This window comes from Pleionea sp. CnH1-48, from assembly GCF_024124665.1.
Taxonomy (GTDB): Bacteria; Pseudomonadota; Gammaproteobacteria; order Enterobacterales; family Kangiellaceae; genus JAMXSB01.
Genome location: NZ_JAMXSB010000017.1, coordinates 1 through 12581 on the forward strand (window position 1 = coordinate 1; position 12581 = coordinate 12581).

Here is a 12581-nt window from a genome sequence, read left to right on the forward strand (position 1 = left end):
GCCAATGGAAGTATGATCATCAAACGTCAATTCTGTGTCTTGACGCTCAATACTGCCATAACCGGAGTGCTGGGTATTCAGTAACGGCGTTCGCTCATCGTCTAAAATTTCTTGATAGCCGTCATCATTGCCAATGGAAGTATGATCATCAAACGTCAATTCTGTGTCCTGTAGCTCAATGCTGCCATAACCAGAGTGCTGAGTATTTAGCAATGGCGTTTGCTCGTCTAAGTAGCTTTGATAACTATCGTCACTTTCGATCGAGGAAGTTTCGTCATCAATGATAACTCCATCTTCTATACGAAGGCGCTCTGTTTGAAAATTTGAAGGATCTTTATCTGAATTACGATTTAAATTTCTTAAGCGCTTCGCCAGATCATCATCAGTTTCTGAGCTATCGTCACTAGAAATAGAGGATGGATAGGATTTTATACCCCCTGACATAAGGGATTGAGCATCATCTGGGTCCATTCCCAGAATTTGAGGTTGTGAGCCACTACTGTTTGGCCCTCTGTTGCTTGGTCCTCCAGATTGCTCATTAAGCTTGGCTTCCAGCATCTGAATTCTAAAGTCTTTTTTCATCATCATCATTTCATGCCTCATCTGCTGCATTTCTAGTTGATGTTGATGCTTTAATTCTTGCACTTCCGATTTTTGCTGTTGTTGCTGAGAGGTTCGATCAAAATTACTGGTATCTATCGCTGTTGCTTTATCAAGAGCGTCAGAGAAGGCATAGCCTGTAACCGCAGCACCAGCGCCTATCAAAGCAGCAATGGCTAGTACACTACCACCACTCATTACGACGGCACCAACTGCTGCAATCCCTACCACTGCTCCAAGAAGAGCAACACCAGCCCATTTACAAACGGTTTTAAACCCAGACCAGAATTTATTGCTGGAGCTTTCCTCTCGTGGTTGAGGGGCGTCGGTCGAGCCCGAGATCCTCACATTGGCCGAAGTGGTCGTAATCTGATTGGATTGAGGCGAGGATGAAGAGCGTCTTTGGGGTGGATTACTAATGCTCGAGTCATCACTTTGAGTACTAATGGTACTTTGTGAGTTAACTCTAGTTAGGCCGACAAACTGTGTATCTTGCATGGCTGCTATCCTTTTTAAACCTTGATAGCGTTAACGGTGTCAGCAATGTTGAACTCTGCGACTTTGCCTGGTGCAGTTTGCTGCCCATGCGAAGTGTCTATCGATGATAGTGCTTGAGTCCACTCGGTAGCGAGCTGGCCTAACGCTTTGATTAATTCTGCCAGTTGACTGGGGGTGCACAGCGAATAACTGATCATTTGGTAGAGCAATATTTCACCTGCTCCCTGATCGACACTCAGGCTGGCGGTGCCTGTGCCTTGTCCCAAAAAATTGGCTTCAAGTAACATTCCAAACACTGTTTCTCGATTACCGCGCGGGATTTTTCCCACAACGGAATACGCATGCATCATGCCTTCAAACTCTTTACTTTCTTCGATATCAATGGCTTGTGTGTCGTTGAATACAATGCGGCAAGTGCCTTCCTGACTTATCAGCAGGTTAGATAAGCCCAGATGACTTGCAGCTTCTTTCATCGTTTGGGTAAAAGACATTGTATTTTCCAGTAAATATTTGTGTGTTTGGATCAAACTATATACCTGGTTTTGCCAAGTACATAGTTTTAGTAACCGCTAAGGATGAAAAGTTGTGGTGGTATAAGAGAAGATTTACAGGTGAAGAAGAAGGAGTCTGCTAGAAGCAGGAGGGCGGCGATAACTTAACCGTTATGCCGCGATATCAGTATTGGCCAGACTGTTGTTCCACTGAATGGCGAGTTCGCCAAAGGCTTTTAAGAGCTCGGCTATTTGGCGAGGTTCACTGAGTTGAAAATTCACCATTTGATACAGCAGGATTTCTTGAGTATCCATATCCAGACTTAAGTTTGCGCTGCCAGTGCCACGGCCCAGGAAGTTGGCTTCTAACAAAAACTGAAAAAGCTTTTCTCGATTGCTCGCTGGAACCTTGGCAACAGCGGAATAGACATGTAAGGCGCCAGCCATCTCTTTGCTTTCTTCAATATCAATGGCTTGATTATCATTAAAGACTATGCGACAGGTGCCTTCATCACTAATGGCTAATGATGTCAGCCCTAGATGGCTCGCTGTTTCTCGCATGGTTTGTGCAAATGACATGGCTTTCCCTTAGTTAATATGTTCGTTTACCTAATTATTAGGTAACGCTTTTGGCGGGAGAGTTGCAAAGAGATAAGAGTTTTATGATGGCCGTAAAAATAAAAAAGCCGCCTTAATAGGCGGCTTTTTTAGTGAGGTTAGATATTGATTCTACCTAATGGTTGAATCGATATTTCTGGCGTGATCTCTTGATGGGATAACACTGACAGGTCATAGCATTCCATCTCAACCAGCTTGCGCACATAACGGCGAATATCCATTGATGTCAGTAATACTGGCTTATTGGGTAGATTGGAGATATCACCCACAGAGTTTTTGACCGAAGTAACAAAGTTGTTGGTCACCTGAGGTTCTAATGCCAGATAAGCACCAGCAGAGGTTTGTCGTATACCCGCACGAATAGCATCTTCAACATCTTGCTCTAGTAGATAGGCTGGTAAAATGTTTTGACCATTACTGTGTTTGTAACTGATCTGACGGCGCAAGTTATTGCGGATGTATTCAACCAGTACCACCGTGTCTTTTTCTTTGGGGCCCCACTCAACCAGAGATTCTAAGATCAAACGCAGATTTCGAATCGAAATATCTTCGGATACCAGACGTTGGAAGATCTCTTTGATCTTTTGGATGGGCACAACACGTTGTGCTTCACGAATAAGCTCTGGGAAGGTTTCTTCCATTTTCTCTAACAGGTAGCGTGTTTCCTGAATACCAATAAACTCTTCGCTGAAGCGCTTAAGTACAAAGGATAGGTGGAAAGTAATCACCTGAGTACTGTTGAGGTAAGAGACACCGACTTTTTCCAGTGTTTCGGCCTGAGACGCATCGACCCAGTAGCCTTTGTTGCCACCAATATTCTTGGAGGTTTCTTGATAAGGGATTTCGAGTATGTCCAGCTGCTCGGTGCTGCCTAACACTAGCAATGAGTTCGGGCGCATTTCTCCAGTGGCAACTGGCACTTCGTTCATCATGATGTCGTAGTGATCGTCTTGAAGCGCGTGGTTAAAGCGTAAGTGCATGCCGGGGAAGGGGACACCTAAGTCGAGATACAGGGCTCGACGTACTTTGACCAGCTCTTCATTCAGAACAACTTTATCCAGATCACCTTCTAGATTGAGTGCTACATCAACAAGTAAGGGAACGGTCAGAGCGAATTCTTCCTGCTCGCTCATTTTTTGTTTGGGTGGTGTTTTACCCGCGCCTGTTAAAGCGGGTAATTCATTGGCGGTGCTTTCAATTTCTTCCGTTTCGGCCTTGTCTGCATTTTTGTGCATGTACCAACCTGCACCACCAACGACTAATGCCAGAGTAACGAATGTGAGTGTTGGGAAGCCTGGGATCATGGCAAAGGCTAGTAATAATCCGCCACCAATCATCAGAGCACGTGGGCGACTGGTCAACTGACCGCCGATATCGGTTCCTAAATCTTTGGAGCTTTCGTCAGATACTCGAGTAACGATAAAACCAGCGGTCATCGAAATAAGCAGAGCTGGGATCTGTGATACCAGACCATCACCAATGGTCAGGATAGTATAGAGTTCTAATGCGTCACCGGCAGACATATCTTGCTGCAACACACCGATAGAAATACCACCAATAATGTTTACAGCGATGATAATGAGGCCTGCAATCGCATCCCCTTTTACGAACTTCATGGCACCGTCCATCGAGCCATATAACTGACTTTCTCGTTGAACCAGTTCGCGACGGTGGCGTGCTTCATCCATGTCGATGTTACCAGCGCGCATGTCGCCGTCAATACTCATTTGCTTACCAGGCATCGCATCAAGAGAGAAGCGCGCGCTTACCTCTGCAACCCGTTCGGCCCCTTTGGTAATTACGATGAACTGAACGATGGTAATAATTAAGAAGATAACGATACCGACGATTAAGTTACCGCCAACAACGAAGTTACCAAAGGCATTAATGATTTCGCCCGCATCCGCATCCAGCAGGATAAGTCGGGTCGTGGTGATACCCAGTGCCAGCCGGAACAGGGTAGTAAGAAGCAAAACCGCAGGGAAGGACGAGAAATCCAGGGGGCCTGAAATATAAACCGCTAGCATCAATAGAATAACGGCCAGACCCATGTTAGTACCGATCAAGACGTCGACCAGTGCGGTGGGGAGCGGTAAGATCATCATAAAGACGATCGATACCAGTAATATCGCGAGAATGACGTCTTTGCGTTTGCCCAAAGGCCCTAAAATATTTCCTATGCTGCTCATTTTGTCTGCGCTCTCCCCTGTATATAGTTTTTCATGTGCTGTTGCGCTTTAGCAGGTTCTTCTAGTCCCCACATTGCCTGGCTCTTTAGTAACTCGAATACAGGATTGGTTTTGCCGATCTTGCCGAATTTTCTTTGCAGCAGGTTGAGTGTGTCTAAGGCTTGCTTGTATTTGCTTTGTGCCAGATACGCTTTGCTCAGCATGAGCAGTGCTTTTGCGTTGGCTTGTCCGCTGATTTTAAGGACTTCCAGCAGATGGATGGCTTCGTCGTATTTTTCGTACTGGATGAAGCAAAAGCTTTGCACCATTAACCATTCTGTCGCCTGGTCTTCAAACTGTGATTGATTGGGTTCCATAATGGTATTTATCCCTGAATCATTAGACTACGATACATATCGATCATGGCGCGATTGATATGGACATCGTCGAGCGTGGCTTCTGCGGTATCTAATATTTCCAATTGTTGTTCATCGAGCGGTAGGGTTTCCTTCAGCTCATGCAGCCAGTTTTTGGCTGCGATATACCCTGCTTTAAAGCCAGAGGGTGAAAGCAATTCCAGATCATCGATATCTGGCAATAAACTTTCGAACAATTCGCGATCAGCCTGATAAAGGCCAAATACGTCGTCTATATGAAGATTGGTCGATGCCCCGGATATCTGTAGCTTTTTTTCTGTTGGAAAGGGGATCGGTAGATCAGAAGTGTCTGCGTCGGTGAGTGGCTGAAGGATGCCTTCGATGCCGTAAGAGAGTAAATAGGTGTCTTTTGCCATAGTCTTAGTGAGAGTCAGCCTGTTAAGCTGACTCTATTGCCTGGTTAATGGTTTGGATCGCTTGTTCCTTGTCGTCATGAACGGCGATAAAGCGGTCGAATCCAACCATGCGTATTATGGATGAGACCCCTTCTTTAACATGACACATGGCAAGTTTGCCTTTTAATGGTTCGACTTTTTTGACGACCATCAACAACACCCGTAGGCCTGCACTACTGATGTAGCTCAGCTCTTTGGCGTCAATAATAAGAAATTGACTGGATGCTGCAATTTTTTCTTCTAATGCGGTCTGTAATCTGACGGAGGTGGTGGCATCCAGTTGACCGGATAAATTCACCATCAAGTATTTTTCACTATCGTCAAATGCAATGTCGAGAGAACTCATGGATAGACCTCTAGTTTCCTATCTGATTAAAAACGGTATCTAAGCGCTTCACCGCGCCATCAAATTGATGGGGCACCAGCTGCTGCTGTGATAAAAATATGGTAATAACAAGACGATCATCGCCCAGCATACCAGGTTGCATAATGTAGTTTACACCTCTTCGATAATGGCTCATGGAAAGCGCTTTTATCATGGTATCGAATATATTATAGGGTGAGAACTGCTGCATTCTGGAAATAATGACACCGTTTTCTAATGCCTCGAAGCTGATAGTCGCGCCAGACTCAAGTTCAAAGGCGGCTACCTGGCTGCCTTCATCCAGCAATTGCTCAAACCCAATGAGTTGACCATATTCCTGGATGGCAAATAAACTTCGTTGGAGATCCGCTGACTGATTCATGATTTGTATTACCTCTTACTCTTCGTCAAACTCAAGATCGTCGCCAGCTTCTTCTGCTTCAATGGCAGAGTCCAGTGCCAGCTGAACCGCTTCGAGCATTTCTTCTCGCTCTTGCAGATCGCCAAAAATCTTTTCTGGTAACTCACGAATAATCTCTTTGGTTTCGCGTAGAAAGTCAATTTCGATTTCTTCGTCGTCAATATCAAACTGTTTTGGCAGATCGCTAAATTGTTGAGAATTAGCCCAGTTCTGTTCAGCCATTTCTAGAATGGCTGCCATCATACTATGTGGGTCCAGTCGTGCAAGGCCTGCTGCTGATTGATAGTAACGTTTGAGTCGCTTAATAAATTCTCGGATGCGATCTCGAGCGCTTTTTAGTGCTCGAATAATGTAGATATCATTAATAATGGCTGTGAGCTGCTCTTTGGCTAAAGACGCGACATCGGCAGACAATTCGCATCCCAGCGACTTAAGCAAAAAGTCGACAGCGTCTTCAAAAGACATGTGTGAATAGTTTTCACAAATTTTATTATATGTATTCGAGATGCCTCCGTAATCGAGTACAGCATCGCGATACAAGGAACGCAGTCTGTCGATGCCACCGGCTTTGTTTTTGTCGGCAAAGGACTCGGCAACGTCGGCAATATTAAAGCCTGACCAGACTTTGGCGTGGTCATCTTTTTGCAGAAGCTTTTGAGCATCTTTGATGGCTGATCTTAATTCGCCAAACTCTTCGCCGGTTGCTTCCTCCATAAATTTGAGGGCAGCAAAAATATCGGCGGGATCTTTCAGTGTGGAGCGAAGGTTCTCAAGTAATTTCTGACCGGAAAGATTGCGCATCTGTTTAAGATGCTGAAGCATTTCTTTGATCTTTCGATGTAGCTCAATCTTAGGGATCTTCTTGAGGTACATCTCGGCTTTTTCGATGTTTTCTACAATACTGCTGCGGCCACGGAACTCGCGTTTATTGAGTTTGGTTTCATTTTTCTCCGATGCCAGAAAGGACATTTCTTCTAGCGCGTTGGCAGCCATTGCCTGCGGAGATATTACCTTGGTCGCCTTTTCGCCGCTCATCAGGATCGCGGCATGGGTTGCCACTTGAGAAACGCCCACTTTGGCTGCCGAATTATCGTGTAAGGCGGCCGCTGGGACATTATTGGTAATAATATTGTGACTCATAGTTTTCCCAATGAAAATTGACGAATAGCGCTTAATTTAGTCTGCTAATGAAACACATTCAATACAGCGTTTGGGCTTTAGTAACATCAAAAGCGCAAGAGTTTTGCTTAAGTGAAAAATAAAAAAAATAGGTTGAAACTCACCCTCGAACAGCGTTACATCTATAAAAAGAGAGTCGCCAAGAGCCGCAATATGACCTTGTAAATAATGCGCGTTCAACCTTTATCATCGTTTGTACCAGGTGTGCAGGCGTTGTTGTATATGGAAGAACGGCAAAAATATTAAGAGTTCACGGTTTCAATGACTAAGCTTATACTTGCGCCCCTGACTTGGGAACATTGACATTTGTAAAGAGCACAACGAGTTATGTCTCATCTGGACTATATAACGGATTTTATTAACAAAACAATCGACACCACACGATTGTTAGAAGTACGTGGACGTGTGGTTGAAGTCGTCGGAACCATCATTAAGGCGATTGTTCCAGGCGTTCAGGTGGGGGAGTTCTGTGTTTTACGCAACCCTTTGACAGAAAAAGAAATTTACGCAGAGGTTGTTGGTTTTTCTGATAATTTTGCACTGTTAACCCCATTAGGTGACATGATGGGGATCTCGTCTAACACCGAAGTATTGCCGAGCGGGCAAATTCATAAAGTGGGGGTGGGGCCTGGCTTGATTGGTCGCATTCTTGATGGCATGGGCAATCCCATGGATGAGCACGAAAAGGGCCCGCTTGAAGTGGACACCTATTATCCGGTGTATGCCGATGCGCCCGATCCCATTACGCGAAAGATCATTAAAGATCCGGTTCCTTTGGGAATTAAAGCACTCGATGGCACCCTGACCTGCGGCGAAGGACAAAGAATGGGAATATTCGCCGCCGCCGGTGGTGGTAAGAGTACACTGCTCGGAATGCTGGTAATGGGAGCCGATGTTGATGTGATCGTCATTGCTCTTATTGGTGAACGGGGTCGAGAGGTGCGCGAGTTTATGGAGCATGAGCTGGGCCCAGAAGGCATGGCAAAATCGGTGCTCGTTGTAGCCACCTCTGACCGAACTTCTATGGAGCGTGCGAAAGCGGCTTATGTTGCGACAGCAACGGCGGAATACTTTCGCGATCAAGGCAAAAAAGTCTTATTGCTGATGGATTCAGTCACTCGATTTGCGCGAGCTTTGCGAGAGATTGGACTGGCAGCGGGTGAGCCGCCTACTCGTCGTGGTTATCCACCTTCGGTGTTTGCTACCTTGCCTAAGTTGATGGAGCGAGCGGGTAACAATGACAAAGGTTCTATTACTGCACTCTATACGGTGTTGGTAGAGGGGGATGATATGACCGAGCCGGTGGCGGATGAAACGCGATCGATTCTAGATGGGCATATTGTCTTGTCTCGTGACTTGGCGGCTGCCAATCATTATCCCGCAATTGATGTGCTAGCCAGTGTGAGTCGAGTGATGAACGCAATTGCTGAGCCTGAGCACGTAAAAGCGTCATCTCACTTGCGAATGTTATTAGCTAAGTACAAAGAAATCGAACTTCTGGTCAGAATTGGTGAGTACAAGAAAGGCGCTGATCCCGTGGCCGATGAGGCCATTGCTAAAGTACCGAGGATCAATCAATTTCTTACTCAGGGAATGAAAGATAAGTTCCCATTCGAGGATGTAATTGAGCAGCTGAAATCCTCTGTGTAACAGGTACTTGACGTGTTTGACCGACTGAAACAAATTAAAAATCTGCGCGAGAAAAATGCTCACGATGCTTATCGTCGAGCAGAATCCCACTGGGAAGAAGCGGTAGGTCGTTATCGTCAAAAAGAGCAGGAGCTTGAAGAGTATAAGGCTTACCGCAAAAAAGAGACTCAGGAGCAGTACGACAAAATCCAGGATCAACTGGTGAGTCGTAAGGACCTGGAAGATCTAAGAGCCTATCTGAGCGGCTTGCAAAAAAAAGAGCTCAGTATCATTGAACATGTTTCTGAGTTAAAAAAAGCCGCCGACGATGCTGAGCAGGCGAAGAATCATGCCAAGGTTGAGCATAAAGAGGCGTTGAAGCAGGTAGAGAAGTTTACCGAGCTGGCTGCGGCCAATGCTCGAGTTTCTATTCGCCAGGCCCAGTTGACGGAAGATGCAGCCCTGGATGACTTTATTGCCAAGTCACCAACGGGTGTCTGATCCAAAAATTTATTAGCCCATCAATGGCCGCGAATAACGCGGCTTTTCTTAATTGTCCCGCAACTTTGTTCAAAAGCTTGTTACTAAGCCATTAATTAGGAAGAACAAGCGAACAAGAGCAATGATAATAGAGACTGTAAACACTCAGCATAAACAAGCCAAAATCGCGAACACTCCAGTGGTTCTGGAACATGACTCACAGGCTTTTAGTCAGTTAGTTGCCGAAGCTGATAGAAGCGTAAAGCAAAAAGACAAAGAGCGTTCAAAGGGTCATGAGCAAAAAGAACAGCAAGCGTCTATTTTGGCTAATATCGGACAAGGTGAGAAAAAAGCTCAGCCTTTTCAGGTAGTAATGCAAGGTCAATCAGGCTTAGCAAATGAGGGTTCAAGCGTCATTGCTCCGACTAACAGCAGCGAGTTCAAAAACTCAGAATTTAATGAAAAGACATTAACCAATACTGCACCCAAAGATGCTCTGGCCACCTTGTCATCGAGCCTAACTAAGGTGTTATTGGCAGCAGAAAATTTATCGACTATCGCTACCGAATTTGCGACTGAGGTGGATATGACTGCCCCAGAAAGCAAACTTTCTAACTCGACTTCTCCTTTATTATCTGCAGAGCAAATCACCTTAGTGAAGCAACTGTTAACGGAAGCGGGTTCGAAGACTGCCAGTGCTGACAAGATCATTGCCCAGATGTCTGCTCAAGTTCAGCTAGCTGTTGTGTCTGAGCTGGTTAAGCAAGGTCCGAGTGCTCAGCCTACGGCACATCATGTATTTGCATCAATGCCGCCTGTACTTCAGTCTCAGTTTTTATCGGCAATGCTTGAGCAAGGAACCGAAACCAAGCCGCAAATTGGCGCTTTATTTGCTCACATGACAAACCACACACAGGCGCAACTGGTACCACAATTATTGAATGAAGGTTTGGCGGGTCAAACGAAATTGGTGACCTTGCTTTCATCTTTGCCTGCATCAGAGCAAGGACAAGTTTTGACGCAATTATTGGCAATGGGCGGTGAAGGACAAACCAAAGCAGCAGCTATCATTATGCAAATGCTTCCGGTTGAACAGTCAGCTATGGTAAAGCATTTGGTTAATCAGGGAACTGAAGGTCGCGCAGTTTTAAATACTTTATTGCAACAGCTTCCTACGCAACAGCGTTCTGAGATGATTCAGCATCTGGCAGCTCAAACTTTGGGAATGCCGCCTATGGCTACAACTCATACTGCGCCGTTAGAAAGTTTGCGTTCTATTGCTCCTGAGTTAACCATGGGCTCACTGACAGGTTCTCCTGAAACGATGTTAAAACCAGACGCTTTGGCGAATCAATCCTGGTTGCGTTTTTCTAATGGTAATATGCTGACAGAGTTTGCCAAAGTGTATGCTCAAGCAAAATCACCTGTGATGAATGATCCTCTGGTTGTTGCTCAAAGTGGTGCGTTAGAGTCGTCGTTAATTGTACCCACTACTTTAGGCACAGGATCGGTTATGGTTGATGCACCTGCGAGCTTGCAGCCAAATATCTCTGCACGAGAAGTTGTGGGTAAGTGGGCAGGCGTTGTTGTTGACCGTATTTGCTCTGAGCTTTCCACTCAATCCGTGTCTAAAATTAATATTTCATTAAAGTCTGAGATTTTAATGGGAACTGAGGTGGTATTAACGCGCAACAAAGAGGGTCTTCAGGTAGTATTTCAGTGCGCTAATCCACAGAGCTTTGTTCGTTTAAGAGACGGTGCTCCTGAGTTGAAAGAACGTCTTGTTCAAGCGCTTGGCGAAAATCGTGTGAACGTAGGTGTGCGTAAAGTAACCGAGGTGAGCGAGCAAGACGAAACCGGGGCTCAGTCTTAGTTTATACCCATCGATAACTGGCACTCTATGATGGAATGTGCCAGTTATTCGAGATAAAACCTCAACAGCCTGAGGCAATGTATTGTAAAATGTGGAGAGTGCTTAGCTTAATTTTTAGCGTAAGCTTTTGATTGACTGACAGGTCTGTTGATCAACAAGGAGTACTGATAAAAGCTCTTAAGGTATGTAGGGCTTAATCGCATTGAGCGGTAGCCAGTATTTTTCTAAAACAACAGGTGTTTTTTAATAATAACGGTTTGGTTGATTTTGATGGAGTGCATCCTTAAGAGACCAAAAACAATATACTGAGTATGATGAATTGATGGAAGACATAAAGAACATCGAACCGCTTAAGTTACCCGAGCTTGATGCGAGTCAGGTAATTTTGGACAACAGTTTATGCCAACTCAATAAGATGGCTTATTCTGATGGCTTACATCAGTATCACTTAAACTGGATCTCTCCACCAACGAATAGCCATTACCGAGCCGTACTAAAGTTAACGCTCAACGAAAGTTTATTCTATTTACACTTTAATCAACCTATGTTGAGTGCCATGTGCCAACAGTGGATTGATTTTGAGGCCCTTTGTCAGTTACCAGAAAAGCTACTTGATGCGACTCTGGCTGCGGCCACTGCACCCATGTTAGAGGCTTTTTCGAAGCAGACAGGCTATCACATGGGGTTTGTATCCAGTCGGTTAATTGATAACAATACCGAGCACTTTGCCAAAGATTTTGATGAACATTTAGTTGTTCATTTTGCAGCCAGTGTCGATCATATTAAAGACACGCTGTTTTTTTCGTTTTCTCCTTCGTTACTCAATCATGCGATTGAGATTATCAGCCAGTTTAATAACTACCGATCGCCAACGCCGGGACTAATTCCTGTGCCTTGTATGTTTGAATTGGCGCGAATCGAACTATCCATGTCTGAGGTTGCTGATCTCTCACGCGGTGATATTTTGTTATTGCCGTTGCCTCAACACAACACATTCGACAATGTTACCCTGCGTTTACCTTCATCTGCCTCTTTTGCAGCTAAGGTTGAGCAGCGTAATGTTACTGTCCTTCATGAATTAGGTGAAACTATGTCTGACCAAACTGATGTTCAAGCGAAAACCAATGATCTATCTGACATTCCTCTATCTGTCTCCTTTGATGTCGCTGAGCAATCCATTACGCTAAGTGAGCTACAGCAGATGAGACCTGGGTATACCTTCATGCTGGACTGCGACATGAAAAACCTGCTCAAAATGCGCATCAATGGCAAATTAATGGGAGTGTGTGAACTGGTTCAAGTAGGTGATCGTGTTGGTGCTCGTATTATTAAAGTGGATGAGCAAGATGCTGCGAGTTTAGAGCAGACCGAATCTCAGGTGGTCGAAGAAGACACAGCTTTTGATAGTGCGGTAGAGGCTGGCTAGAT

At 45.1% G+C, this 12581-nt stretch carries 13 protein-coding genes; 4 read left to right on the forward strand and 9 right to left on the reverse strand.

Annotation, left to right across the window (positions count from 1 at the left end; all coding sequences use genetic code 11):
• From NH399_RS22065 to sctW, 9 genes are all read right to left on the reverse strand, one after another.
• The coding region (locus NH399_RS22065; RefSeq protein ID WP_253043376.1) for a hypothetical protein at positions 1-1098 on the reverse strand (1098 nt) is incomplete at its 3' end.
• A gap of 14 nt (positions 1099-1112) precedes the next feature.
• Positions 1113-1589 carry a type III secretion system chaperone gene (locus NH399_RS22070; protein ID WP_253043377.1) on the reverse strand — a complete coding sequence of 159 codons (477 nt, stop codon included), beginning with the start codon at positions 1587-1589 and terminating at the stop codon, positions 1113-1115.
• 171 nt (positions 1590-1760) lie between these two features.
• Positions 1761-2168 carry a type III secretion system chaperone gene (locus tag NH399_RS22075; RefSeq protein WP_253043378.1) on the reverse strand — a complete coding sequence of 136 codons (408 nt, stop codon included), beginning with the start codon at positions 2166-2168 and terminating at the stop codon, positions 1761-1763.
• 137 nt (positions 2169-2305) lie between these two features.
• Positions 2306-4396, reverse strand: coding sequence for a type III secretion system export apparatus subunit SctV (gene sctV / locus NH399_RS22080; protein WP_253043379.1), 2091 nt, complete (start codon positions 4394-4396; stop codon positions 2306-2308).
• Entirely contained in the window at positions 4393-4752 is a 360-nt protein-coding gene (locus NH399_RS22085) for a tetratricopeptide repeat protein (RefSeq protein WP_253043380.1), read from the reverse strand. The genes sctV and NH399_RS22085 overlap by 4 nt, the downstream gene beginning before the upstream one ends.
• An 8-nt stretch (positions 4753-4760) precedes the next feature.
• A complete protein-coding gene (locus NH399_RS22090) occupies positions 4761-5168 on the reverse strand; it encodes a hypothetical protein (protein ID WP_253043381.1) in 408 nt (135 codons plus the stop codon).
• A 22-nt stretch (positions 5169-5190) separates the two neighbouring features.
• Positions 5191-5553, reverse strand: coding sequence for an STAS domain-containing protein (locus NH399_RS22095; protein WP_253043382.1), 363 nt, complete (start codon positions 5551-5553; stop codon positions 5191-5193).
• A 10-nt stretch (positions 5554-5563) separates the two neighbouring features.
• Positions 5564-5953: a hypothetical protein gene (locus NH399_RS22100; protein WP_253043383.1), complete on the reverse strand. Its 390-nt coding sequence runs from the start codon at positions 5951-5953 to the stop codon at positions 5564-5566.
• 15 nt (positions 5954-5968) lie between these two features.
• Entirely contained in the window at positions 5969-7132 is a 1164-nt protein-coding gene (gene sctW / locus NH399_RS22105) for a type III secretion system gatekeeper subunit SctW (RefSeq protein WP_253043384.1), read from the reverse strand.
• Between the two features lie 366 nt (positions 7133-7498).
• On the opposite strand from sctW, the gene sctN reads away from it, so the two are divergent.
• The 4 genes from sctN (at position 7499) to NH399_RS22125 (ending at position 12579) form a co-directional block, all read left to right on the forward strand.
• On the forward strand, positions 7499-8821 hold the full coding sequence (sctN, locus tag NH399_RS22110) for a type III secretion system ATPase SctN (RefSeq protein WP_253043385.1): 1323 nt from the start codon (positions 7499-7501) through the stop codon (positions 8819-8821).
• Between the two features lie 12 nt (positions 8822-8833).
• Positions 8834-9301, forward strand: a complete 468-nt coding sequence (locus tag NH399_RS22115; RefSeq protein ID WP_253043386.1) for a YscO family type III secretion system apparatus protein — start codon at positions 8834-8836, stop codon at positions 9299-9301.
• A 121-nt stretch (positions 9302-9422) separates the two neighbouring features.
• Positions 9423-11153 (forward strand): type III secretion HpaP family protein, encoded by a 1731-nt coding sequence (locus NH399_RS22120; RefSeq protein WP_253043387.1) that lies wholly within the window; start codon positions 9423-9425, stop codon positions 11151-11153.
• 322 nt (positions 11154-11475) lie between these two features.
• On the forward strand, positions 11476-12579 hold the full coding sequence (locus NH399_RS22125; RefSeq protein ID WP_253043388.1) for a FliM/FliN family flagellar motor switch protein: 1104 nt from the start codon (positions 11476-11478) through the stop codon (positions 12577-12579).
• Positions 12580-12581: the final 2 nt, after the last annotated feature.

Coding starts and splice junctions, on each gene's coding strand:
- NH399_RS22070 (WP_253043377.1), bottom strand. CDS start 1,589: ATGTCTTTTACCCAAACGATGAAAGAAGCTGCAAGTCATCTGGGCTTA.
- NH399_RS22075 (WP_253043378.1), bottom strand. CDS start 2,168: ATGTCATTTGCACAAACCATGCGAGAAACAGCGAGCCATCTAGGGCTG.
- sctV (WP_253043379.1), bottom strand. CDS start 4,396: ATGAGCAGCATAGGAAATATTTTAGGGCCTTTGGGCAAACGCAAAGAC.
- NH399_RS22085 (WP_253043380.1), bottom strand. CDS start 4,752: ATGGAACCCAATCAATCACAGTTTGAAGACCAGGCGACAGAATGGTTA.
- NH399_RS22090 (WP_253043381.1), bottom strand. CDS start 5,168: ATGGCAAAAGACACCTATTTACTCTCTTACGGCATCGAAGGCATCCTT.
- NH399_RS22095 (WP_253043382.1), bottom strand. CDS start 5,553: ATGAGTTCTCTCGACATTGCATTTGACGATAGTGAAAAATACTTGATG.
- NH399_RS22100 (WP_253043383.1), bottom strand. CDS start 5,953: ATGAATCAGTCAGCGGATCTCCAACGAAGTTTATTTGCCATCCAGGAA.
- sctW (WP_253043384.1), bottom strand. CDS start 7,132: ATGAGTCACAATATTATTACCAATAATGTCCCAGCGGCCGCCTTACAC.
- sctN (WP_253043385.1), top strand. CDS start 7,499: ATGTCTCATCTGGACTATATAACGGATTTTATTAACAAAACAATCGAC.
- NH399_RS22120 (WP_253043387.1), top strand. CDS start 9,423: ATGATAATAGAGACTGTAAACACTCAGCATAAACAAGCCAAAATCGCG.
- NH399_RS22125 (WP_253043388.1), top strand. CDS start 11,476: ATGGAAGACATAAAGAACATCGAACCGCTTAAGTTACCCGAGCTTGAT.